This window comes from Bounagaea algeriensis (assembly GCF_054491375.1).
Window position 1 is genome coordinate 1 of sequence record NZ_JBSSUS010000002.1, and the last position, 22,840, is coordinate 22,840.

29 protein-coding genes and 1 CRISPR repeat array are annotated in these 22,840 nt (G+C 68.5%); of the genes, 18 read left to right on the plus strand and 11 right to left on the minus strand.

The features are described from left to right. Together ACVGV2_RS20655 and ACVGV2_RS20660 are read left to right on the plus strand one after the other, a co-directional pair. Positions 1–828, plus strand: a complete 828-nt coding sequence (locus ACVGV2_RS20655; RefSeq protein ID WP_459166122.1) for a ParA family protein — start codon at positions 1–3, stop codon at positions 826–828. A gap of 410 nt (positions 829–1,238) precedes the next feature. Continuing rightward, positions 1,239–1,550: a hypothetical protein gene (locus ACVGV2_RS20660; protein ID WP_459166123.1), complete on the plus strand. Its 312-nt coding sequence runs from the start codon at positions 1,239–1,241 to the stop codon at positions 1,548–1,550. 129 nt (positions 1,551–1,679) lie between these two features. On the opposite strand, the gene ACVGV2_RS20665 is transcribed toward ACVGV2_RS20660, so the two are convergent. The 7 genes from ACVGV2_RS20665 to ACVGV2_RS20695 form a co-directional block, all read right to left on the minus strand. Next, positions 1,680–1,862 carry a hypothetical protein gene (locus ACVGV2_RS20665; protein WP_459166124.1) on the minus strand — a complete coding sequence of 61 codons (183 nt, stop codon included), beginning with the start codon at positions 1,860–1,862 and terminating at the stop codon, positions 1,680–1,682. Between the two features lie 21 nt (positions 1,863–1,883). Further along, entirely contained in the window at positions 1,884–2,222 is a 339-nt protein-coding gene (locus tag ACVGV2_RS20670; RefSeq protein WP_459166125.1) for a type II toxin-antitoxin system PemK/MazF family toxin, read from the minus strand. Continuing rightward, positions 2,219–2,467, minus strand: a complete 249-nt coding sequence (locus tag ACVGV2_RS20675) for a hypothetical protein (protein ID WP_459166126.1) — start codon at positions 2,465–2,467, stop codon at positions 2,219–2,221. The genes ACVGV2_RS20670 and ACVGV2_RS20675 overlap by 4 nt, the downstream gene beginning before the upstream one ends. Positions 2,468–2,858: 391 nt before the next feature. After that, positions 2,859–3,239, minus strand: a complete 381-nt coding sequence (locus tag ACVGV2_RS20680) for a hypothetical protein (protein WP_459166127.1) — start codon at positions 3,237–3,239, stop codon at positions 2,859–2,861. 17 nt (positions 3,240–3,256) lie between these two features. Beyond that, on the minus strand, positions 3,257–4,609 hold the full coding sequence (dnaB, locus tag ACVGV2_RS20685; RefSeq protein WP_459166128.1) for a replicative DNA helicase: 1,353 nt from the start codon (positions 4,607–4,609) through the stop codon (positions 3,257–3,259). Positions 4,610–4,801: 192 nt separating this feature from the next. Further along, positions 4,802–6,184: a hypothetical protein gene (locus ACVGV2_RS20690; RefSeq protein ID WP_459166129.1), complete on the minus strand. Its 1,383-nt coding sequence runs from the start codon at positions 6,182–6,184 to the stop codon at positions 4,802–4,804. Positions 6,185–6,742: 558 nt separating this feature from the next. Next, entirely contained in the window at positions 6,743–6,985 is a 243-nt protein-coding gene (locus tag ACVGV2_RS20695) for a type II toxin-antitoxin system Phd/YefM family antitoxin (RefSeq protein ID WP_459166130.1), read from the minus strand. Positions 6,986–7,273: 288 nt separating this feature from the next. Between ACVGV2_RS20695 and ACVGV2_RS20700 the strand changes: the two genes are divergently transcribed. Continuing rightward, positions 7,274–7,603, plus strand: a complete 330-nt coding sequence (locus tag ACVGV2_RS20700; RefSeq protein WP_459166131.1) for a hypothetical protein — start codon at positions 7,274–7,276, stop codon at positions 7,601–7,603. A gap of 34 nt (positions 7,604–7,637) precedes the next feature. After that, positions 7,638–9,188 carry an RNA-guided endonuclease InsQ/TnpB family protein gene (locus ACVGV2_RS20705; protein WP_459166132.1) on the plus strand — a complete coding sequence of 517 codons (1,551 nt, stop codon included), beginning with the start codon at positions 7,638–7,640 and terminating at the stop codon, positions 9,186–9,188. Between the two features lie 36 nt (positions 9,189–9,224). Beyond that, positions 9,225–9,557: direct repeats of the CRISPR family, unit length 28 nt; unit sequence CTCGGCCCCGCGCACGCGGGGATGGGTC. Between the two features lie 68 nt (positions 9,558–9,625). Here the strand turns inward: ACVGV2_RS20705 and ACVGV2_RS20710 are convergent. The 4 genes from ACVGV2_RS20710 to ACVGV2_RS20725 form a co-directional block, all read right to left on the minus strand. Continuing rightward, positions 9,626–9,898 carry a hypothetical protein gene (locus ACVGV2_RS20710; protein WP_459166133.1) on the minus strand — a complete coding sequence of 91 codons (273 nt, stop codon included), beginning with the start codon at positions 9,896–9,898 and terminating at the stop codon, positions 9,626–9,628. A 104-nt stretch (positions 9,899–10,002) separates the two neighbouring features. Continuing rightward, entirely contained in the window at positions 10,003–11,238 is a 1,236-nt protein-coding gene (locus ACVGV2_RS20715) for a hypothetical protein (protein ID WP_459166134.1), read from the minus strand. A 234-nt stretch (positions 11,239–11,472) separates the two neighbouring features. Further along, on the minus strand, positions 11,473–11,913 hold the full coding sequence (locus tag ACVGV2_RS20720; RefSeq protein WP_459166135.1) for a hypothetical protein: 441 nt from the start codon (positions 11,911–11,913) through the stop codon (positions 11,473–11,475). Between the two features lie 11 nt (positions 11,914–11,924). Further along, complete coding sequence (locus tag ACVGV2_RS20725; RefSeq protein ID WP_459166136.1) at positions 11,925–12,647, minus strand: GntR family transcriptional regulator; 723 nt, start codon at positions 12,645–12,647, stop codon at positions 11,925–11,927. Positions 12,648–12,767: 120 nt separating this feature from the next. Here ACVGV2_RS20725 and ACVGV2_RS20730 point away from each other — a divergent pair, with 120 nt between their 5' ends. From ACVGV2_RS20730 to ACVGV2_RS20795, 14 genes are all read left to right on the plus strand, one after another. Continuing rightward, positions 12,768–13,094, plus strand: a complete 327-nt coding sequence (locus ACVGV2_RS20730; RefSeq protein ID WP_459166137.1) for a hypothetical protein — start codon at positions 12,768–12,770, stop codon at positions 13,092–13,094. 591 nt (positions 13,095–13,685) lie between these two features. Then, entirely contained in the window at positions 13,686–13,931 is a 246-nt protein-coding gene (locus ACVGV2_RS20735) for a WhiB family transcriptional regulator (protein WP_459166138.1), read from the plus strand. Beyond that, positions 13,928–14,308 carry a hypothetical protein gene (locus tag ACVGV2_RS20740; RefSeq protein ID WP_459166139.1) on the plus strand — a complete coding sequence of 127 codons (381 nt, stop codon included), beginning with the start codon at positions 13,928–13,930 and terminating at the stop codon, positions 14,306–14,308. The genes ACVGV2_RS20735 and ACVGV2_RS20740 overlap by 4 nt, the downstream gene beginning before the upstream one ends. 42 nt (positions 14,309–14,350) lie before the next feature. After that, on the plus strand, positions 14,351–15,322 hold the full coding sequence (locus ACVGV2_RS20745) for a hypothetical protein (protein WP_459166140.1): 972 nt from the start codon (positions 14,351–14,353) through the stop codon (positions 15,320–15,322). Between the two features lie 34 nt (positions 15,323–15,356). Further along, complete coding sequence (locus ACVGV2_RS20750) at positions 15,357–15,821, plus strand: hypothetical protein (RefSeq protein ID WP_459166141.1); 465 nt, start codon at positions 15,357–15,359, stop codon at positions 15,819–15,821. A 34-nt stretch (positions 15,822–15,855) separates the two neighbouring features. Next, on the plus strand, positions 15,856–16,182 hold the full coding sequence (mihF, locus tag ACVGV2_RS20755; RefSeq protein WP_459166142.1) for an integration host factor, actinobacterial type: 327 nt from the start codon (positions 15,856–15,858) through the stop codon (positions 16,180–16,182). 109 nt (positions 16,183–16,291) lie between these two features. Then, positions 16,292–16,480 (plus strand): hypothetical protein, encoded by a 189-nt coding sequence (locus ACVGV2_RS20760; RefSeq protein WP_459166143.1) that lies wholly within the window; start codon positions 16,292–16,294, stop codon positions 16,478–16,480. A gap of 135 nt (positions 16,481–16,615) precedes the next feature. After that, entirely contained in the window at positions 16,616–16,921 is a 306-nt protein-coding gene (locus tag ACVGV2_RS20765; RefSeq protein ID WP_459166144.1) for a hypothetical protein, read from the plus strand. A gap of 5 nt (positions 16,922–16,926) precedes the next feature. After that, positions 16,927–17,496 (plus strand): hypothetical protein, encoded by a 570-nt coding sequence (locus tag ACVGV2_RS20770; RefSeq protein WP_459166145.1) that lies wholly within the window; start codon positions 16,927–16,929, stop codon positions 17,494–17,496. A 93-nt stretch (positions 17,497–17,589) separates the two neighbouring features. After that, the gene (locus tag ACVGV2_RS20775; protein WP_459166146.1) at positions 17,590–17,952 is read left to right on the plus strand and encodes a hypothetical protein; all 363 of its coding nucleotides are present in this window, start codon (positions 17,590–17,592) and stop codon (positions 17,950–17,952) included. A 399-nt stretch (positions 17,953–18,351) separates the two neighbouring features. Beyond that, positions 18,352–19,551: a hypothetical protein gene (locus ACVGV2_RS20780; RefSeq protein ID WP_459166147.1), complete on the plus strand. Its 1,200-nt coding sequence runs from the start codon at positions 18,352–18,354 to the stop codon at positions 19,549–19,551. A gap of 107 nt (positions 19,552–19,658) precedes the next feature. Beyond that, entirely contained in the window at positions 19,659–22,112 is a 2,454-nt protein-coding gene (locus ACVGV2_RS20785) for a hypothetical protein (protein WP_459166099.1), read from the plus strand. A gap of 99 nt (positions 22,113–22,211) precedes the next feature. Then, a complete protein-coding gene (locus ACVGV2_RS20790) occupies positions 22,212–22,538 on the plus strand; it encodes a hypothetical protein (RefSeq protein WP_459166100.1) in 327 nt (108 codons plus the stop codon). Then, complete coding sequence (locus ACVGV2_RS20795; RefSeq protein ID WP_459166101.1) at positions 22,535–22,810, plus strand: hypothetical protein; 276 nt, start codon at positions 22,535–22,537, stop codon at positions 22,808–22,810. The genes ACVGV2_RS20790 and ACVGV2_RS20795 overlap by 4 nt, the downstream gene beginning before the upstream one ends. Positions 22,811–22,840: the final 30 nt, after the last annotated feature.

Here is a 22,840-nt window from a genome sequence, read left to right on the forward strand (position 1 = left end):
ATGAGCGATATCGAGATCCAGCCCGGCCAACCACTGGTCGTAGCCACATGCAATCAGAAAGGTGGGGTCGGGAAAACGACCTCTACCGTGAACCTGGCGCGCGCGGCGGCACGACTCGGCTCGCGCGTGCTCGTGATCGACCTGGACCCGCAGGGCAACGCCACATCCGCCCTTTCCACCGACGACCTCGCTGAGGACGCGGCCGGTGTGGCCGACGCGATCGCCCCAGGCGCGAACGTCGGACTGACCGAAACCGTCGTGTCGACGATCTGGGAGGGGGTGGAGCTGGCACCGACCCCCAGCACGTCCCGGCTCACGGAATGTGTGGACTTGATCGACGCGATGCGGTTTGGCCGCGAACGGGTCGTCGCCGAGGCGCTTGCGCCGACCGTCAAGGACTACGACCTGGTGCTCATCGATAACTCGCCGTCGTTGGGCTGTCTGCTGATCGCGGCGCTGACCGCGGCGCACCGCGCGCTGATCATCACCCAGGCCGAGGAGTGGTCTGCCGACGGACTGGCCGAGCTGCACACCACGATCGACCTGGTCGCCAAGCACCACAACTCCGCGCTGACGGTGGCCGGACCACTGGTGAATGCGTGGCGCGGAACCGCGCAGAACAAGCGCGTGGCTGCGGATCTCGCGGAGTACTACGGCCCGTCCGGGTGGCTGGCCGAGGATGAGCGTGTGCCGATGTGGGCTCCGATCTCGGATCACGTGAACGCCGGAGTGGGGCTCGATCAGTCCCGTGAGGCGCGGTTGCGGAACCTCGCCGAGACCTACGACCGGTTCGCGCGCCGGCTGGTCGGGGCGGAGGTGAATGGCTGATGGCGCTGGAACCACGGCGGAGGTCGAAGCTCTCTGGCAAGCACCCGGCAGAGCCGAATGCGGAGCAATCGAAGTCGCAGGGTTCGGAGTCCTCGCGCGCGGACGCGCGGACGCACGGACACGCGGACGCGCGTACAGATGTCCGCGGGGACGCGCAGACACACGTACCCGCGGACACGGGGACGCGCGGACAGGCGGACGAGCACACGGGTGTACCCGCGGACTCCCGTACGGGCGGACACGCGGACGCGAGCACGCAAGGACGCGCGGACGCAGGGACGCGCGGACGCGCAGATGCGGGTGCGCCCGTCCAGGCGGACGCTCGGACGAGCGCACCCGTGGACGTGCGTACGAGCGAACAGGTGGACGTGAGCACTCGTGGACGCGAGGACGCGCGGACGGATGCACCTGTGTCCGCGCCAACGCCCACACCCGGGGACACGCGTCCGGACGGGCCCGCGGACGAGCGCACGCCCGCGCAGGTCGACGCGCTCATCAAGCAAGCCCGCGACAAGGCGTACGGCTGGAAGGCCGCGAGGCTGAAGCTGGAGTCCCGCGGGGACGAGTGGGCCGCGGCCATGGCCACCGCCCGGGAGCAGGGCGCTCCGCCCGGGGCGTTGCGGGAGTTGATTGAAGAAGCCGCGTTCCGGGCACGGGTCCCCGTGGACGCTGTGCCGAACGATGTGTGGCGCGCCGCGGGGATCGAGACGGAAAACGGCTGAGTTGCCTCACATCGATCTCCAGGGTGGGTTTTCCCCGGAAGCACCCTGATCGTCGCTGTATGGCGACGCTGGACGGCAAAACGACCCCTCCCTGATCTCAGGGAGGGGTCGTTGCGCGTTCGGGCGCGGTCAGCGCTTGGATTGCATCGCTTGGGCCTGCATCGCGGTGGCGGCGGTCAGCGCCATCGTCTGCGCCGCCTGGTGCCACTCATCCGATCCGTCCTTCGCCGCATCCCACTGCTTGTACGTGTCGCGGTAGATCCGCCACATCCGGTGCTCCAGCTCGTCCGGGGGGACCCGTTGGGACGACATGGCTCCTCCTTCTCGGTCGGGTTACAGGTCGATCATGCGCGTCAGCGCGGCGCGGACCTCGGCCCGCTCCTCGCCGTCCGGGTCCAGCTCCGGGGCGCGGCGGCGGAACCGCTCGCGGGCGAGCGTGCGCACCTGCTCGGTCATGACACACCCACCGGCGGACAACTGGACGTGGTGCAGCCACCCGGGGCGGACGCGGGTGGTCATGGGCAGCACGGCGACCAGTTCGCCACCGGTCAACGCCAGATGCACAGCGCTGGACACGATCAGTACGGGTCGGTCGCCGGCTTGTTCGTGCCCGCGGATGGGGTCGAGGTCGGCGAACCACACGGTGCCGGCGGCGAACTCGTCGTGGCTCATGCGGACGTCTCGCCGGTCTCGTCGGGCACGGGTGCTTGCGCGTCGGCGGTGTGTTTGGCGTCGGCGAGGTAGGCGGCCCAGTCGTCGGGGTCGGTCTGCTGGGTGTGGCGCACGGCGGCCAGCGCGGTGGCTTTCCAGTGCTCGTCCAGCAGCCGTTGGATCGTCTCGTCCGCACTGGCGCCGCCGAACTCGTCGCGGGCGACGCGGTGGATGCGGCGGCGGGTGTCGTCGCTGACGCGGATCATGATGCATCACCTCCGTTCATACGTTCAGCATACACGTGTGTTTACGTGATTTGTTCACCTGCGGCGTTTCCCTCGATGGGTGTTGGTCACGTTGCGTTGAGGTTTCGTGGGTTTTGCGCCCGGGTTTCGCAGGGTTTCGCGGAAGGTTTCGCACCCCCTGCGAAACCCCGGTGCCTCGCGCGCGAGCGCGACGCGCGTCGCGCCGCGATGGGACGCGGGGTCCGTTTGGAAGCCTTCCTCGCACCCGTGTGCGGGTTTCGCGGGTTTCGCGCATGCACAGTGCGCATCCGAGTTAGCTTCAGTCGGCACTGAACACGCGAGCACTGTTGAGACATGAAATGGCCCCGCCCAAGAGTTCGGGCGGGGCCTCGTTCGGTCGGGTCGCCGTGGTCTAGTGCGCGCCGGCGAGGGTGAGTGAGCGCTTCTCGCGGGTGACGGACAGCCAGCCGGCGTCAATGAGCTGTTGCACGATCTGCTCGGCGTGCACCCGGGGCACCACCCGGTCAGCCCGGTCGGCCTGCGGGCCGCACACCGTCACGCAGTCCGGGTGCACGTATTCGGCGACCTCGCGCCAGGTCGGCCCGGTCTGGTGCTGCGTGCGGTACTGGTAGACGAACAGCGCGGCAGCCGCGCCGACCGTCGCGGGGTCGAGCCCGTCGGGCAACGGGACTTTGCGAGCGCGGGCCTCGGCGGCATAGGCGCCCGCGGGCTTGGCGGCACCGGGTTTCTTTCCCGGCTTCGTTCCGGACGTGTTCGTGCTGGCGGTGGCCATACGGCGGTTTCCTTCCGTCAGGCGCCCGGGGCCAGGTCGACGAAGCGGGAGTAGTGCAGCTGGTGCGCCACGGTCACCGTCGAGGTGGGCCCGCCACGGTGCTTGGCCAGGATGAGATCCACCTCGCCCATACGCGGATCATCCCGCTCGGCCGCGTCGGGCCGGTGCAGCAGGAGCACCGCGTCGCTGTCCTGCTCCACCGCGCCGGACTCACGCAGATCCGCCAACCGGGGTTTCGTGTCGGTGCGGTTCTCTGCGCCGCGGTTGAGCTGCGAGACCGCAATGATGGGGATCTCCAGCTCTTTGGCCAGCAGCTTCAGTCCGCGGGAGATGCCGGCGACTTCCTGTTCGCGCCGTTCCGCTCGCCCCGACGAGCCGACGAGCTGCAGGTAGTCGACCACGATCAGGCCGAGGTTCATCGTGCGGGCCTGCTGCCGAGCGCGGCTGCGGATCTCGGCGACGGTGATGTTGGCCGTGTCGTCGATGGCCAGCGGCGCCTCGACGACACGGGAGTAGGTGCGGGCCATCCGCACCCAGTCGTCGTCGCTCATCCCGCCTTCGCTGTCCATGTCGGCCGCCCGCACCCGCGATTCCGCGGACAGCAGCCGCTTGCCGAGCTCGTCGCGGCCCATCTCCAGGGAGAAGATCAGCGTGGCCTGGCTGTGCTTGATTGCTGCAGCACGGGCCATGTCCAGCGCGAAGGTGGACTTGCCGATGCCGGGGCGGGCGCCGATGACGATGAGCTGGCCCGGTTTCCAGCCGTTGGTGACATCATCGAGGTCGGCAAACCCGCTGGGCAGGCCCGGAGCAACGCGGCCTTCCTGCGTCTGTTCCAGCCCGGTCCACACGCTCGGCAGCACGTCCGCCAGCAGCGGGGCCGTGGTGGTGGTGTGCTGGTGGGTGATTTGGTCGAGCCGGCTGCGGGCCGCATCCACGATCGCCGACAGCGACTCACCACCGGTGCGGGCGAGCTGGCCGAACGTTTCGCCCAACTCGCCGAGGACGCGCCGTTCGGCGTACTCGGCGACGATGCCCGCGTGGTGCTGCCCATCGGTACCGACCTGCACCATCTCCAGCAGCGTGTGCAGATAGGGCGCACCGCCGGCCTTCTGCAACTGCTGCCGCCGTTCCAGCTCATGAGCCACGCTGACCGGATCGGTGGGGCTGGCCGCATCGTCGAGGTCGGCGATCGCCGTGTAGATCGCCTGATGAGCCGGGCGGTAAAAGCTCGCGGGGGTGAGCATGCCGAGCACGGCTTCGCGTGCCTCGCTGCTCCACATCATCGCGCCGAGCGTGATCTGCTCAGCCTCGAGATCGTGCGGCGGCACAGCGGTGTCGTTGTCATGGGTACGTTCGTCTACGCTGGTCATAGCCGGTCCTTTCCGGTCTGATGGATGCCCGGTCGGGGGGGTCGTTGACGCGAGTCCCGACCGGGCTATTTCATTTCTGGCTGAAATTGATCCTTCATAGCGGCCACACGCCCGCCGCCCAAGGGAGAGCCGCGGAAGCAGGATGTGCGGCCGCTGCAGCGGCATATACGCCCCAGCAATCGGGGTATCTGATCACGCAGCCGACTCGGGCGGCCGGCGCCGGCGTTTGGGCTTCGGCGGAATCCGCCGGCCCTGCTCGTCCCGTTCCAGCTCCGGAAGCTCCTCCACCGCGGCCGCGTCCACCGTCGGGTCGTAGTCCGGGTGGCACGCCGAGCACCGGTATCCATCGCGCCCCAGCCGGAACTGCTTCAGATCCGCCGCCATCGAATGCCCGCCGTTGCACGCGCCGCACCAGACCGGCAGCACCTCACCAGTACACCGATCCACGGGACCCGCCGGCTCTTGCCCGGACCCGCCACCGGACGTTTGGTCGTCCTCGTGCTGCTCGTCACCACCGGACAGCTCACCCGAGATCCGCTCGGACCGCGGAACCAGCTGGAACCGGCCCAGCCGGTTGCCCTCGCGGAACCGCTGGACAACGAACCGCACCGGATCGCCCTTGCGGTAGGCGAGCGCGTTAGCGCCCTCGGACCGCATCCGGTCCAGGCCCCATCCGAGGTGCTGCTCGGCGTAGGCCATGGCCTCGACGACCTGGCGGGCTTCGCCCATGCCGATCGAGTCGCCGGGCCACGGCAGCCGGGCGACTACCTCGGCGAGGTCGGGGCGTTCGTCGAGCGGGTCGCCCGCCGCCGCGGCAGCGGCGGGCGTGCCCGCGTTCGCATTCATTTCAGGGGAACCCCCCGAAGGGGGTTCCCCTTCAATTCCAATTCCGCGCACGCGCGGCATTGCCACGCTCGTCGTGTCATTGGGTTGCCCAGGGGTTTCAGACCCTTTGCCACGCTCGTCGTGGTATTGGGGCGAACCCTTTGCCACGCTCGTCGTGTCATTGGGTTGCCCAGGGGTTTCAGACCCTTTGCCACGCTCGTCGTGGTATTGGGGCGAACCCTTTGCCACGCTCGTCGTGTCATTGGGTTGCCCAGGGGAAAAGAGCATCGGCGGGCTAGTGGGGTCACGCAGGGCCGCGTCGAGTTCGGCGGCGGTCTGCGGACCGACATAGTCGGTTGGTGGGCGTACGTGGACATCGAACGCGTTCGACTTCCGTCCGTGCTTGTCCCAGCGTCGGTAGACCGTGATGAACCGGATCTGCTCCAGGTAGTCGGTGATCCATGCGGCCTGGTCTGGGCGGGAGACGCCGGCCCAGCGGGCGATGCTGTTGCGGTCGATGAGGATGGCCTCGTCGGGGCGCGCTCCGTAGCGCGCGGCCAGCATCATCAGCACGACGGCGTAGACGCGATCGATGCGTTGGATCGGCTGCCCGCTGCTGCGCGTTGGCGGGGCGAGCTTGATGCAGGCGGCGAGCCAAAAGGGGACGTCGACGCGGTCGGGGCTGTCGCCGTAGACCTCGATCGGGGTGTCGTCGCGGTCTGTGCTGGCGTTTTCGGGGTTGCCTACCACGGTTCGGGTCCTTCTCGGTCGGATGTCCGATCCCGAGCCCTGGCCCTGAGCACGACACGCCTATCGGTGTGGTCCATGCCGCCCGCGGTTGCGGGATGCGCTGGGGGATGCCCTACACTGTAGTTGTCGTGTTCTGGGTTTACCCAGATCTCGGGGCCCCGTTCCACTGGTCATGCCGGCCAAAGCAAACGCCAGTGGGCGGGGCGTCTTACTGTCTTGTGCCGGATCGACGCGCCCCACGCCATAGGGGGTCCGTTGGCCGGGACGCCCCGGAGAGATTGGCCAGACGAGCGCCTCGATCCGTGTGCAGCACCGCCGCGTTGGCCGCATCAGCAGGCCACGATGAGCCGTACGCCGGCTGCGTCGCACGCGTGGATCGCTCACCAGGTCTGGTCGGCCGTCCATCGGGCGGGTCACCCAGACCCCGATGCGCGATCCACTGGAGTGCTCACCGAGCTGGGGTGTTGGCCTCACTGGCGGCCACGATCCGCCAGACCCGGCGTGCACTCCGGAGTTCAGTTGTTCAGGACGGGAACGTCCTGTAGCAGGTTCAGTCCATTATGCAGCTTGATCCAAGCCGTTCTGTTGGTCGGCCTGCTTGGCGGCAACGTGCTCCTTGATCCGCTTGCGCACGCTGGGCACGCGCAAGATCTCGTCCCATAGCTCCGGAGGGACGACGACAGCCTCGGTCGGGTCTCCGCGTCGCTTCCGGTCCTCGATGTACGCCGGCTCGCCGGCCTCGACGAGCGTGTCGAGGTAGCTACAGAAGTCCCGTCGAAAGTCGGTGATCGACAGCTGCATCGTCACCCCTCCTGCTGGTTCATCTGGGTGTGTTGACCTTGAACCTACCAGGGAAATGCGCAGATGCAACAAACGGACGAGAACGAGTCGTTGCAGCGCACATCCGCACCCATGGCGTTATGTAGCAGCACTACTTTGAAAAATATAGCGTCCTGTGTCGTGCTGACCTGCAGATTCAGGGCGCGGATCTGCCTAAACGACTGTTGAAGTGCTTCACGCGAAGGTGTGTCTTCTCGCTGTCGTCCCAGCGCACGGGCAGCGACGCCGCCGCACGCTACGCTCGCCCGCATGGCCAGTGACCCGCAGGCAATCCGCGAGCAGATCGAGCAGTACGACAACGCCACCGCGGAGCAGTTCGACGGCGACCTCGCCCGCGCCCGCCACTCCGGCAGTGACGACCTGCAACGCACCCTCGACCTGTGGCAGCGAGCCGCCGACCGGATGGCCCGCCCGGACTTTTCAGCTGGCGGTGCAACCGCCGAGCAACTCCGCGAACGCCTCGGCGTGTCCTACGCCGAAGCCACCAACATTCGCGACCAGGTCGAGGACACGCTCGCCACCGGCGAGCCGCCCGCCGGAACGGTCACCTGGGACGAGCTCCGAAAGCGCCTTCGTTGAGCCCGGGCACGCGTTGTCGGCACCGAGCACTACCATGCTGATCATGGGAACGAACGAACCGGACACGCCGCGCCGGCTGCGCGCGTACCGGTTCGCGCTCAACCCCACCGGCCAGCAACTCGAAGCGCTGCAGCAGCACGCCGGAGCTGCCCGGTGGGCCTACAACCACGCCCTCGCGGTGAAGAACGAGGCCCATCGGCGCCGCAGCTTGCAGATCGACGAGCTGGTCACCCTCGGCTGGACAGAGGCCCGAGCTCGCAAGATGGCCACCGTGAAGGTGCCGAGCAAGCAGCAGATCCAGAAGGACTGGAACTGCTTCAAAGGCGACGACCGGTACGGCCGCCCGGGCATCTGCACCTGGTGGCGCGCCGTGTCGACCTACGCGTTCCAATCCGCCTTCAAAGACGCCGACCAGGCCTTTCAGAACTTCTTCAACTCCCTGTCGGGTAAACGCGCGGGCGGTCCCGTGGGGATGCCGAAGTTCAAGAAGAAGGGGCGCAGCAAGGACTCGTTCCGGCTGCACCACGCGGTCAAGAGCCCGACGATCCGCCTCGACGGGTACCGGCGGCTGCAGATGCCCCGCTTCCGCCCGGGAGACCTCGGCTCGGTGCGGCTGCACGACTCGGCCAAACGGTTGTCCCGCGCACTCGACCGCGGTGGCGTCGTCCAGTCCGTCACCGTTTCCCGCGGTGGAAAACGGTGGTACGCGGCGGTGCTCGTCGACGAACCCGATATCACCCCGGGCCGCGAGACCCAACGAGGCCCATCGCACCGGCAGAAAGCGAATGGTCGCGTCGGCGTGGATCTCGGCGTGAAGCATCTGGCCGCGCTGTCCACCGGCGAGGTCATCGACAATCCGCGGCATCTCGACCGGTCGCGGCGTCGGATGGTGCGGCTACAGCGGGAGCTGTCGCGGCGGCAGGGCCCGGACAAACGCACCGGGCGGAAAGCATCAAACCGGTGGCGCCGCACGCGCGCGGAGCTGTCGAAGCTGCAGCAGCACATCGCCGAACAACGCGCCGCCCACCTACACCAGGTCACCAAGGATCTGTGCACCCGCTTCGCCGAAGTGGCGATCGAGGACCTCAACGTAGCCGGCATGACCAGTTCGGCCAAGGGCACCGCCGAGGCGCCGGGCCGAGGTGTGCGCGCGAAAGCCGGGCTCAATCGGCAGGTGCTGGATGCGGCCCCGGGGGAATTTCGGCGGCAACTCGAATACAAAGCTTCCTGGTACGGAGCCACCATCGCCTACGCGGATCGGTTCGCTCCGACCAGCAAGGCGTGCTCGGCCTGCGGTGCAGTGAAAACCAAGCTGCGCCTGTCCGAGCGCGTGTACACCTGCGATGGGTGTGGACACACCGTCGATCGGGACGTGAACGCGGCAGTCAACATTGCCGCGGTCGCCGTCCCCGTGGCCCCTGACAGAGGGGACACGGAAAACGCCCGTGGAGCGCCGGTAAGCCCCACCGCCCCTTCGGGAGCGGCGGGCGCAGCGCATGGAAGCGGGAAGCCCCGGCATGCCGGGGCACCCGGGGGGAGCGATCCCCCTGCCATCCCTACACGCGTGGGCCGATCAATTCCATAGCGGCGAGCGGGGCAGAATCGTCGCAGGTCATCAAGCCTCGGCCCCGCGCACGCGGGGATGGGTCGGTGAAGACATCACCACCATCGAGATCCAGATCCTCGGCCCCGCGCACGCGGGGATGGGTCCGGTCGCCCAGGTCCGGGAGGACAGCCGGGAGACTCGGCCCCGCGCACGCGGGGATGGGTCCGAGATAGTGTCCACGTCTCGCGTGGCCGCCTACTCGGCCCCGCGCACGCGGGGATGGGTCCAAGACGGCAGGGAAGAAGAAGGTGGACTGTGGCTCGGCCCCGCGCACGCGGGGATGGGTCGTAGCGCGTCACCGGCGCGAGGCGCTGGAGCAAGTCGGCCCTGCGCACGCAGGGATGGGGCCCATTCGTCGTGGGCTGCGCAGCGGCGACGCAGGTCTTCCTGATCGTCCGCGTCCTCGCTTAGGTAGATCAACGGTTGATGAGCTTGCCGTAGCGCTGACGTGCAGCCTCGCCCGTTGTGCCGATCAGGTTCCCGATCGTGCCCCAGGCGTATCCGGCTTCACGAGCTGCGGCGACGGCGTCGACGAGGGCGCTTTCCGCGGTCGCTCGCTGATGCACTGCGTTGCGCAGTAGGTCCAGAAGCTGCGGGTCGTTCCAGTCGCTCGGGCAAGGTTCGTACTGCTCGAACGCGTCGGCGAGATCGTCTTGGCGATCGATGATGTCCTGCAACGTGCGGGGCACGGCCACCTCCGAAGGCGCAGATGAACCGCCATTGTGGCTCTCTGCGCTGGAGAAACGAAACGCCCCGGCCAGTTTGGCCGGGGCGTTCGCATGGCGAGTAGCGGTCAGGCGGATCGCAGGGCCCGCACGCGGTCGGTGAAGTCCTGCACTACCGGTGCGTCCGGCGCCGCTGCGTTCACCGTCCGCACCAGGTCGCCGGCGACCATGAGCAGCGACGGGAGGCTCTGCCGGTCCGCCGTCACCGCCCGCGTGCCGAGGTCCACAGCCTGCTCCAGGTCGCCGCGGCGGGCCGCGGTCACCCCGAGGGTCACCCGCGCTTCGGCCGCCCGCATCACGCTGGTTTCCTGCCCAGTCCAGTCGATGCTGTCGGTGAGCACTTCCTGCGCAAGTTGGTCAGCGGCTCCGTCGTCGGTGCCGAGTACGCGGTAGACGTCCATTGCGTAGAAGTCGTACTTCGCCGGATCCACCACGAAATGGTGGGAACGGTTCACCGGGTAGTCCATCGGTTCCAGCAGCCGCCGCCCCCGCTCCAGCGCGTCCATCGCCTGCCGGTGCTTGCCCATGCGGGCGTAGGCCTTGGCTTCCTGCGCGGCCAGCTGCACACTCACACCGGCGGTTCCGGCGGCTTGCGCGCCGTTCTGCGCTGCGGTGATGACTCCACCGATGTTTCCGTGGGTCAATGCCTGCCATGCGGTGATCTCGTGGCACCAGCCCACCATCCCGGCATGGCCTGTCTCGTGCGCGAGACTCAGAGCCTGCCGGCGGGTCGCCTCCGCGGTCTGCGAGTCGCCTGTGTCGTGCTGGAGGCATGCGGTGATCGCAGCCAACCACCCTGCCTGCACCTGCAGCTCTCTGCGCTGGGACAACGTCATGGTCTGCTGCAGCATCTGTACGATCCGCGCCAGCCACGACCGCGCCTCCACCAGCAGCTCCGCGGCAGGGCGCACGGGGTACTCGGTGCAGATCCGATCGACGGTGATCTCGACGGACTGGATCGCCGCGGTATCCACCGAGCTGGACTGGATCTGCTGCAGCAGCTCACCGACATCACCGGTGGGCATCGGCGGGCCGGAGCGTGCCGGCGGGAACAGCGCACCGGTCACGGACTCGAACAAGCTCGCGAGGTAGCGCTGATTGTCCGGCCGGATGGAGCCGGTCGCTTCCCAGCGTTTCCAGCTGCGCACCAGGCTGTCCGGCTCGGGTAGCTCGACGTCGTGCTGCTGCTGCGCCACCTCCCGCAACGCCTGCACCGCATCCCGCTGCGACCACCCGCGCCGTTCGCGTTCCCGCCGGATGCGTTCGCCCCACTCGCGCCGACCGGTCTCGTCGCTCTCACCCATGGGTCTACCTCTCTGCGCTGGGATTCCAGGTGTCTCCACCTGACCAGTGCTCCTCAGGATCTCGCAGGTGGGCGACTGGTGACACCGATGTGTCCCCAGATCGCCACTGCCATGTGCGCCGGTGCACCGCAGACGATCAGCACCGGCTCATTGATAGCTGGATAGTGGTGCCGAAGGTCCCCGCCGGTGATACCCGGCGGGGACCCAGGCAGAGCGTTTCCGCAGAGCAGAGCGCTACACGCGGGGTGTGCATTCCACATGCCGATCGTAGGTCGATTCGTCCGGCGGGTGTTCTGTGCTGCGCGGGTCCAGTAGGCCACCGCAGACCTGGCAGTGCTCGTCCGGGTCGAACGCATCTGGCAGTCGAATGCTTAACCCACCGGTCCGGCCGGTATAGCCGCCGGCACCGTCATCGTGCAGACCCAGTTCCTTTGCCCACTCGACGCGGATCTCGTCGGCTTCGTGCTGACGCGTCACGGTGACGTAGCCAGTGGCAACCGCCGCGCCATGCTCGTCGCGCTCAATGTGCCAGCACATCGGCGTGAGTCGGAGTTCCAGCGCAGAGGCGATCAGACCGCGCATCCAGGTCGCGTCGATCGGGTCGAGCGTCCACTCGGGAGGCAGTAGATGGTGATACATGCCAGCCTCCGGGGGCGGGGGCAGGTATTCAGACATCGTCAGGTCTCTCAATCCAGGTCGTAGCTAAACCCGACCTCCATACCAGCCGGTAGGCACCACTCGCCGTAGACGATGAGTCCGTTTTCATCGCTCCAGGCGTGAGCTCCCGCAAGGGTCGGCGAACCAGGGGAAACCTGCAGCGCAGAAGCCTCACGTTCGTCCGTAGCGCGGCTGCGAACCGCGTCGCGGCCGTGGGTAACGCGCCGGTCGAAAGCTTCCTCAATGCGGTTGAGTAGGTCTCCGCCGGTTCGGTCTGCTAGCGACAGTAGCGCGGGCACCGCGGCGGCGAACTCCGCGCGGTACCAATCCACATGCAGCGCAAGTACGTGATCGCCGCTGGCAATTGTGTACTCGCGCCGCACCACCTGGTCGCCTGGCTCCAGGTCGTAGATCTCGGTGATGTAGGTCGGTGCAGCCACGAGCTCGGCGGCGAGCACGTGCTGCATCTCCGTCTCCGCCGAGGTGGTACCGGCGCGCACTGCCCTGCGCAGCCTGTCCTGCGGGCTGTCCACGCCCGGTGGGCGTGGGGCAACGAAAGAGCCGCGTTGGGTGGTGACGGTGTAGCCGCCCACCCGCAGTGCGGACAGCACCGATCGGGCGGTGGGCTCGCTGATGCCGTGCTGCGCTGCGAGATCGCGCGAGCTCGGAAGTCGATCGCCGGGGTTGATCTCTCCTTCTCGGATCTGATGCCGGTAGCTCTCGGTGATCTGTTCAGTCCGTGTCGCTTTCATGCCTCCATTGTTCCACGTACTGCGTTACGCAGACACCTATTGCGTAAACGCAATCACACGTGTCAGCCTATGCGTAACGCACTCAGTTGGTGCGTAAGTCATAGGAAGAGAGGGCTTTCGATGTGGACGACCGGCGACCGCCTTGACCCGCGCGACGCGTACGCCCCGTGCGAGTCCGAGATCGGCCTCACCCTCGCCCAGGCCTTTGAGGCTGGTGAGGCCATCGACGCCACCGACAGCGCTCTGCGCAGCGGCGACATCTACAGCGCCCTCGATCCGTACGTGCTCGCCGCGGCCCGCACTGACACCGATGCCGAGCATCTGGCCGCCGCGTTCGAGGCCAGCCTCACCACTGCCGCCGCGCCCGCCGAGGTTGTCGATCTCGCTGCCCGGCGGCGCCGCGCCACCCCCACCGGTCCCCAGCGGGGCAGGCAGCGCGTCGCCTAACTCGGCACCACCCCCGGTGCCGGGGGAGGCCACGGCGTGCCCCTCGACCTCGCCGTGGTTTTCCCAGGCCACCGGGCCTACTGGCTCACCGGCCTTCGATTCCTTGATAACTCCACAGTGGACAGGCTTCGGGCCTGCCGTCCCATCCCAGCCGGAAGGGACGCTTCGCCCTACTGCCGCATCCGCACTGCGCATAGCGCCACGCGGGCGGCACGGGCGACGCAGAGGCCCCCGTCGACTCCGACCGCCACCGGCGGCGGTCAAGGCCGCATCGACCGCACTAGGCCAGCCCCGGGAGGGGTGTGCGTAGCGCAGAGCCAGACGGACATGAGCCCGCGCGGACAGGCCGCCACCCCACGGGGTGCCGTGGTTCGACTCCACGGGCGGGCACCACCGCAGTGGAAATCCGCTGTGCACAGCAACAACAGCAATGACTGTTCAAGGAGGACACATCATGAGCCGCCGCCCCAGCGCCGGTAACCACGCCGCCTTCCTCGCCGTGTTCCTGCTGATCCAGCTCGGCGTGATCGCCGTACTCACCGGCGTGTTCGTCGCCCTTGGCATCGCCCCGTGACACAGGAGGTCTGATCGATGAGCACCGTAGTCACATCGGACTGGCGTGCCCGCGCCAACTGCCGCGGCGCGTCCGATCCGGACGCGTTCTTCCCGCTCACTCCCAGCGCACAGTGCTACGCACAGGAGCTCTGCGCCAACTGCCCCGTCGCCGCCGAGTGCCTGTCCGAGGCGCTGCACATCGGCGCCGACCACGGCATCTGGGGCGGATACACCCCCGAGCAGCGCCGCGGGCTGCGGCGCACCCAGGAGGTGGCCCGATGAGCGCCGCCGACATCGACCTGACGGCCCCCGCTGGTCGTCCGATCGAGCTGCCCACCACCGACACCGAGCTCCCTCCCGCCCCGCCGGCGGGTGGGGACATCGCCGCAGCGCAGAGCACGGATGCCGGCGAGGCCGCCGCGGAGGAAGTCGAGTTCGACGGCGACGTCGAACTCGACTTCCGCGGCACGGACTTCGACCTCGACCTCGGCAGTTCGCGCGCACCCGTGGTGCTGTTTGCGGTGCTCACCGGACTGGCGGTGCTGCTGGCCGTGGTCGCCACGACCGCGCTGCCGGTTCAGATCGGCGCCGGACTCGTCGCTGTCGGCGCCGCCGCACTCGCCGTCCGTGCCTTGGCTCGCCGCCGTCGAGCCCGCTGAAACCGCTGCGCAGAAACCTACAGCATGCATGTGGAGCACACGATGACTGTTCTTGATGACCGGCCCCGCAACGGGGCGCCGCAGTCGATCCCCGTGCCATCGACACGCACCGACACCCCTAACCCCTCGGGGGAGTCGTCCGAGCCGGGACCGGACGAGCTGCAAGCCGAACTCGATCGGGAGAAACGCTCGGTCGCGATCCTCCGCGAACTGACCGACGTGGAGAATCAGGGTGCATTCTTGCAGCGCAGGGACGGCGCCGATGACGAGAAGGACCAGAAAGCCTCCCGTCGGGTGCGTAACAAGGAACGACGGGAGAAAGAACGGGCGGGGAAGGCGCAGGTGCGCGCCCAGCGCCTCGCCCGCTGGCGGGCCTGGTTGGATGACCGAGCTGAACGCACGCGGCAGCGGTTGACCGACCCGGCGCGGGCGGTCGGCACGATCCATCGCACGTGGACGGTCTGCGCAGCACTGATGATCAGCATCATCACCGGAGCGCTGCTGTATCTCACGCACACGGTCAAGCTCGGCGTCGTCGGCCCCGACGGAAGCTGGTTGGGCTACGCGATCGAGCCGATCGCCTCGGCGATGCTCGTGATCAGCCTCGCGTTGCAAACCCGGGCCTACCGACAGGGCAGCACACCCGGCAAGCTCTTCATCGCCATCGACATTGGTCTGTGCGCAGCGTCGATCGTTCTGGTCACCGTCCCGTGGGGACTCCGGTTCGGCTGGGGCGGTCCGGACACGCTGGTGCACATCATCGTGCCCGTGCTGGTCGCCTTCGGCGTGCTGCTGTGGCACGCCGGCGCTGCGCTGACCGCGGACATGCTGCGCACGGCCAAGCACGACCCGGTGCTCGAGGAACGGATCGGGATCCTGCGCCACGGCATCGCCACCGGCGACCTTCCGGCGGATCCGAGCAAGTCCGCGTGCGAGCGGCACCTGCGGCAGGTGCTCCGCGGCATCAACCGGGAAGACGCCAACAAGGCGATCCGCCACTTCCTCGGCAAGTAGCAGAAGTCCCAGCGCAGAGAGGACACGAAGCGCGATGGACACGCGCACGATCCGCCGCGGGGTGCGGCTGGCCGCCAACATCGCCGCCGCGATCGGCGGACACGAGTGGGGCGATCAGTACGCCCAGGGCGGACCCGACGGTAAAGATCCGCTCGAGAAGGGCCACCCAGGGCCGGATGGTCGGCGCCGCTGCCTGCGGCACGTCCGCAGCTATACGCTCACCGTCGCCGCAGCGCAGCTGGCCACGAACACCGCACTCGGCATCCGCACCCGCCCGGTGCCGTTCGTGCTCGGCCACACCGCCACCGGCGCGTTGCACTACGTCATGGACCGCAGCCGCGAGTCCGGAACGTTGCCCCGCCAGCTCTCCCAGCTGCCCGGGATGCCGGACAAGACCGAGTACTTCAACCGCGGCGGCCAACCTGCACTGGACCAGGCGTGGCACTGGGTGTGCCTCATGGGTTGGGCCGTGATCGACGCCGTCGCCGCCGAACGTTGAAAAACAGCAGCGCAGAAACTGATTGGAGAGTTTCATGTCTCTGCCCACGCTCACTGCTGACCAGCGTGACGCCGCGCTGCAGGCCGCGGCTCGCACGCGCACGGCCCGTCGGGATGCGCTCGATGCGCTGCGTGCCGGCGAGCTCACCCTGCCCGAGCTGCTGGAGCAAGCCGAGACCGATCCCGACGTTCTCGGTGGGATCCGGCTGCGCACCGCGCTGCTGGCGCTGTCCGGGGTTGGTGCGGCCACCGCAGACGGGGTGCTGGACCGCTGCGGCATTGCCCGCACGCGGCGGCTACGCGGCTTGGGCACGCGGCAACGCGCCGTCCTGGTCGCCTGGGTCGGTCGCCACGTCGACTGACACTCGAAACCCCAGCGCAGAGTTTCGCGAAGCGCCTGCCACGCACACCTGACCAGTGATTCGGCAGGCGCCCCGCATCCAAACACACCCCTCGTAAGGAGGTCTCGTCATGTTCGCAGATATCGCCACTCGCCGGTACGTCGCCCGCGTGGAGCAGCGGCCCGTGCGTGACGAACACGGTCGCCGCACCGGCCGGGTGCAGCACGGCTACCGCCACCACGACGGCAGCTTCGTTCCCTGCTCGTCGTGGGAGAAGGCGCTGGCCGCCACGTGGCAGGCGAACCAGGAAGCCGCCTGAACTTCTCGCTTTTCGGTGTCCAGCACCGGCGCAGCACCCCGCGCGGATTCGTGCGGGGTGCTGCGCAGGCCGCTGGAACCCGCGGTCGACAGTCCTGAAACACCAGCGCAGACAACGACAAGGGAGGTGAGGTGCGTGGCTGGACGGTCCCGCACCGTCGACACCGGACGGACCGACGGCCGCCGGCGGCTGCGGCAGCACCGCCCGGCCGGGGAAGCCGCAGCCGCCCGCCGGTCCAAGGAACACCAGGGCGCGCGGGCGCAGGTGGAGCACCGGCTGGGCCGCACCCGCGACCCGCTGCGCCAGCTGGATGCGGCTCGTGACTATTTGCGCAGCGCAGCGCAGAAATACCAGCCCGACGGGCACCTGGCCGGCGCGATTGAGGCGCTGCTGGCCGCCGGCGACGAGCTCTACCGCACCGGAATCCCGAAACGGAGGTGAATCCCATGGGAGCCGAAACCGCCCCCGACACGACCGCTGAGGAGTCCACACCGGACTCCGCAGCCACCGCCGCCGCCGAGCCGCGGCACCTGTATCCCGTGCCCGACGACGCGACGGTGCCGGACGACGATGCAGCGCAGAGCGCCGAATCCGATAACGGCACCGGCGAGGACACCGGCGAGCAGGAGGCGGCAGCCGAGTCCCGCCCGGCGGGCAGCTCGACACGCTCACGCGTGGACCTTGCCGCGCTGCTGGCGTGGGGGCGGGCGACGTTCACGCCGCAGTCGGGCATGTGGAGCCACCGCCCGCTGGCCCCGGACGAGGTGCTCGACCGGGCCCGCCGCGGCAACCACCTGGCTGATGCCGGGCCGTTGCGCACGGCCGCCATCGCCGACAGCTACGCCGCCGCTGGAACGAAAGCCGTTCTGCGCTGCGGTGATTGGTTGTTGGATCACCCGGCCCGCCGGGTGGTGGCCGCGGTGCTGTTGACCGCGCTCGTGCTGTACCCGCCCACCCGCATGGTCCTCGGCTACGCCCTCACCCCCGCGGTGTGGGCCCACGACCTACTCACCTGACCTGGAGGTGTCCTCATGCAACTGCTCGCTGCTGTCTTGTTCTTCATCTGCCGGTGGTTCTGCAAGCGGGTGAAATGGCTGCACGGAGGCCGAATGTGGTGGCTCCCGTTCGCCTTCTTCGTGCTGGGGGTCTGGTCGCTGCTGTTCTGGCCCCTCCCGTTCTGGGGTGGAACCGTAGCCACCGCGATCGCGGCGCTGTTCAGCTGGATCTTCGGCGGTGCCGCCGCACTGCTCGGTGGCAGCGCCGGGGTCATCGCCACCGTCGTGCTGATTCTGGTGCTGCTGGGCACGATCGCGGACCTCATCGACAAAGAGGCCAACAAGTGGGCGAAGTTCTCCGTATTCCTCGTCGCCCCGCTCGCGCTGGTCGCCAGTGCTGAGTTCGCTCCGTGGCTGCTCGGGTTCGTGCAGTCCGTCAGTGGCGTCGGCCCGCAGGTGCTCACCGCCATCGCCTAACGGCGGTGCGCACCCCTCCGGGCCGGTTCCGCCAGCCCGCCACCGGTGCCCGCAACGACGCGGGCTGTCGGGTTCGACTCCCGGCGCGGGCACGCCCACACACCGATTCCCCAGCGCAGATCGGAAAGGAGGTGGGGCAGGTTGGATCCGTTTTCCGCGATCTTGCTGATCGGATTGTTCACCGTGGCCACGGTGAAAACCGCCGGCACCGCGGCCACCGACGGCATCGCCCAAGCTCGGGGGCAGACGCCCCCGAGTCAGGAACGGTGGCGCGCGAAGGAGGAACGGCGCCGCCAGCGGGGTGAGCAGCCCCGCGAGGATCCCGGCGGTCTCAAGCGGATCTGGCAGCAGCACACCGAGGCTGCTGCCGAGAAGTCCGCGGCCAAGCACGACGGGAAGATGCGCTACCTGCGCGAGCACGGCGACGAGATTGCCGAGGGCAAAAAGCGGCAGTTGGAACGCAGCGCTCGGCGTCGTGAATACCTCGGCGGCAAACTCGCCGCCGCGGGCGGCAGTTCCTGGGACGCCTTGAAAACCGCTGCGCAAAAGGCACGGGATGCCAAGCGTGCCCATGGCGAGCGGAAGGCTGAAGACGCAGCGCACGACGAGAACGCTCGTCGTGATGAGGACGAGGCGCACAACCGCAACGACTACCGCGCTGGCGGCGGCGACCCGGACGCATCCGAGGTCCCGTCGGAGGACGATCCCGCCGCGGAGCAGTCCGGTGCGGACAACGCCACCGACGGGAACGGGGAGGCGACGGTGTTGCCGTTCGCCCGCCGCGACTGTGAGGACCAGGAGGGATCCACCGAGAGCACGGAGAACCAAAGCACGCAGTCGGACTCCACCGGCGGCTCGGGTGGCGAAACCGCAGCGCAGAAAGGCAGTGAGAATGCCGAGAAGGTGAAAACCACCGGCCCCGATCCTGAGAAGGACATGATCACCGACCCCGACAAGGGGACGTGCAGGATTTCGATCGCCGAGCTGCACCGGCGTCGGGCTCGGGAAGAGGACGACCGGCGTCAGGCCGAAGAGGCCGAGCTGCGCGCCCACGAGGCCGAGCAGGCCCAGGCCGAGCGCGAGCACACCGAGCGCATGGCCCAGATCCAGCAGCAATCCACCAGTAGCACCACCGCATCGACCGGAGGAGACACCATGAACGCTCCACAAAGCAGCAGCGTGGAAATCACCGACCTGGAAACCGCGCAGCTGCGGTCCGACGAGTCCGCGCAGTACGCGGCCACCGTCCAGTCGGTGCTGGATACCCAGATCGCCGGGATTCAGAAGGCCATCGCGGGCATGGAAGCCGAGGCTGCGCAGCAGGAGCAGGGCAGCACCAGCCTGACCGGCGAGGGCTTCGACACGGGCATCACCGGCCGGTTCGACCGCGGGCAGCAGTCCTTCACCAACGCTGTGGCCGCGCTGCGTCAGCTCGATCAGGCGCTGAACACGGCCAAGGATGAAGTGAACCTCGCCCAGAACGAGATGACGTCCGCTTCGAGCTTCTTCTCGCAGCAGCGGTCGATTTCCGAGTCCCTGTCGGCTGCCGGCCAGGGCGGCGGCATCTCCAGCCGCACCGGCTTCTACACCGGCGCGTGAGCCGCACCTCGGTGAGTCGCACTCGGCACCACGCCCCGCACGCCGGGGCGTGGTGCCTGTGGGCCGCTCACCGGCGCGAATTATCCGAACATGAGGAGGCGATCCCGTTGAGTACGACCACGCAGGGCCCGCCGGCGCCGGCGGAGCAGGAGCAGCAGACCCAGCCCGAGCCGACCTCGTCGCGGAAGCAGAAGAAGCAGCAGCGCGAGGAGCAGCGGCAGCAGCGTATCGACGCGCTGGCGCAGACGATGCTGACCACGCTGCGGCAGCAGGAGCGGAAGAAGCCACCGGCCGAGCGCCGCTCGGAGACGCAGTTGTGGCAGGCCGTCCGCGCCCAGGCCGCCAAGGACGAGCGGAAAACGCGGTACCGGCAGCAGGCCAAGGACACGGCGCGGCAGGCCGGGCGCACCACCAAGGCCGAGGCGAAGTCGGTGCTGTACCGCAACCGGAAACAACTGGCCCCGTGGGCGCTGGCCACCCCGTATGCCGCGCTCGGTGCCGGTGGGTGGGCCGCGGTCGAGGTCGGCTCGGGCCATCCGGTCGCCCTGTCCGCACTGTTCGCCGCCACGGCGGTGGGCGCGTCGATGCTGGCCTGGCGCCGATGGCTCGGCAAGCACGCGCCGAAGAAGTTTTGCGACCGCATCACGGCCACGATGGCGCTGTTGTCGGTGTGGACGATGCTCATGCCGCTGATCCCCACCGGCGGGCAGGGCGGCATGTGGATCTCGCTGATCGTGGCCACGGCCTACATGGCCTTGCCGTGGTGGCGCGAGTACGAGCACCCGCTTCCGATACCGGAGGCGCCTGAACCGGCGGCCGCGGCCGCCGAGAGGGACAGCGCGCCGGCCGAGTCGCTCACCGACGAGCAGCAGTATGTGCAGCGCATCGTGAACGACTACCGCAGCTACGTGGCAACGCGGGACTTGCTGCCCGGCTCGAGCATCGCCGAACGGGCTGAGCGCACCGCGCACGGCTTCCAGTTTCAGCTGCAACTGCAGCGGGGCAAGCACACGATCAAGACCGTGCGCAATCTGGCCGAGGAGATCGGCTACGCACTCGACGTCGACCCCTCGGCGATCCAGTTCGACAAGGACCGCCGGCCGGGGGCGCTGCAGACCACGGTGGTCATGACGATCATCACCGACCCGGTGTCCAACGACTACACCGGCCCGGAGATCGTCTACGACGGCGGGGATGTCTTCATCGACCTCGGTCCGCACTCGGATGGCATGGGCCACGAGTACTTCCACGTGCTCTCCGATCAGCTCACCGCGGAGGAGTTGGCCGCCGGGCAGGTGCCGCGCGGATCGATGAACGACGGGTTCGTGCTCGGCACTCGCGGCTCGGGCAAGTCGCGGTTCATCGAGCTCGTGGCCGCCGGGCTGCGCAAGCTCGGCATCGAGATCTGGTATCTCGACCCGCAGGAAGGCAAATCCAGCCCCGCGTTGATCACCGAGGCCGACTGGCCCATGCGCGGTGTGCACGGCACCGCGGGCGCCTACTCCAACGTCGTGGACCTGTGGCAGGCCATGTGGGCCGCCTGCGAGGTCCGCGAAGCCGAAGGTGCCGTGGAAGGCGAACTCGGCTTTCAACACACCGCGGACCGGCCGGCGATCATGGTCATCGTTGACGAGTGCCACGAGGTGTTCTCCGCGACGAACCCGAAAACCGGCAACGCGTTCGGTGACGACATTGCCGATATTGACCGGCGGATGCGCAAGAACGGGATGGGACTGCTCGGGGGTTCACAGTCGATCACGATGAACACCTTCGGCAAAACCAACCTGGCCACCGTGCTGCGGGATGGCATGTGTGGCACGAACGCGTTCATCCTGCGCTACGGCGAGGGCAACGCGTCGCTCGTGTCCGGCTACGAAGGCCAGCCCTCCGGCTCGCTGCCCGGCATGGGCTTCGGCTACGCGTTGCAGGGAAACCGGCCGCACATCCGGTTTCAGGCCCGCTGCCCGGCAGATAAGGACTTCCGGCCGCATCTGGCGGCCTATCCGAAGGCCACGTTGGACCAGCGGGTGCAGAAACGCATTGGCACGGCCTACACCCAACGGTTCGCCCAGGCCGATTCGAAGGTGGAGGCTAACCGCTCGCTGCTGGAACAGATCGACCGAGCCGACGACGCCTCGGCGAATCCCACGGCTGCAACCGGCAGCACGGGACAGGGTGCGACACCGAGCGCGCCCACCTCACGGACCGCATCGTCCTCGGCAGGCCACCACTCCGCCGGCATCGAGGAAACCCCGCTGGACGATCCACTGCTGTCGCCAGCACAACGGCGGGCCATGCCGGAGCAACAGCCCACGCCCTCGCCGCGCGAGGACACAGCCCCAGCCAGCGCCGGTGGCGCTACCGCCGAGCCGACCGCGGCCGAACAGCGGGTGCTGGACCTGCTGCGTGAGAAACCGCAGCGCACCCCGACTAGTGCGGGCACCGCGTTGGACATGTCCGTGCAGTCCGCGCGGAAACACCTGCGCAGCCTGGCGACCAAGGGACTGGCCCGTAAGGACGTCGATGGCGCCTACTCCGCCATCGAGGTCGTCACCACCTGAACCCGGATGTCCTCGCAGCGCACCCGCCCGCCGTGGTGGGTGCGTTGCGGGAGCCGCCCGGCTCGGCCCGCATCTCGCCCGCTCCGAAAAGGACATTCCATGAGTGCTGAAGCAGAACTTGTCCCGCAGAAATGCCCCGGCTGCCGGGTAGAGCCGGACACGCCGCACGAGGACGGCTGCGACCATGCGCACTGCCCAGGCTGCGGCGAACAGCTGCTCCTCCACGACTGTGGCAATTCGGACCGCCCGTCGCTCTGGCACGGCGTCCACCCCGACGAGGAAGCCGCCATCAAGGCCGACCTGTGGTTCTTCCACTCAGCGCCGGACATCCGCCGGTACGTCCCCGACTGCACCCGCGCGCGGGCACAGCTCGACTGGGACGCCAGCGAACAGCGGTTCCGCGTTGAACCGTGGGAGGCCCTATGAGCGCGACGATGTGCCGGTGCCGCGGCGAATGCGGCTCCGGACGGTGCCTGGCCAACCTCACCGGACTGGCTTGCGGGGCGCGGAGCGGCACGTTCCATCTCGTCGACGGTCGGCCGGTCCGCATCTACCAGGGCCGGTGCTACTACTGCCACGCCGCACTCGGCCGCACCCGACAGCGCCGGCAGCAGCGCCACGACCGCATCACCGCCACCGACACCGACGGACAGACCGACTCCCTGTTCTCCCTGGCCGCCCAGGGTGGGTTCTCGTAGAAGATCGCGCCCCCAACGCACTCGACATGC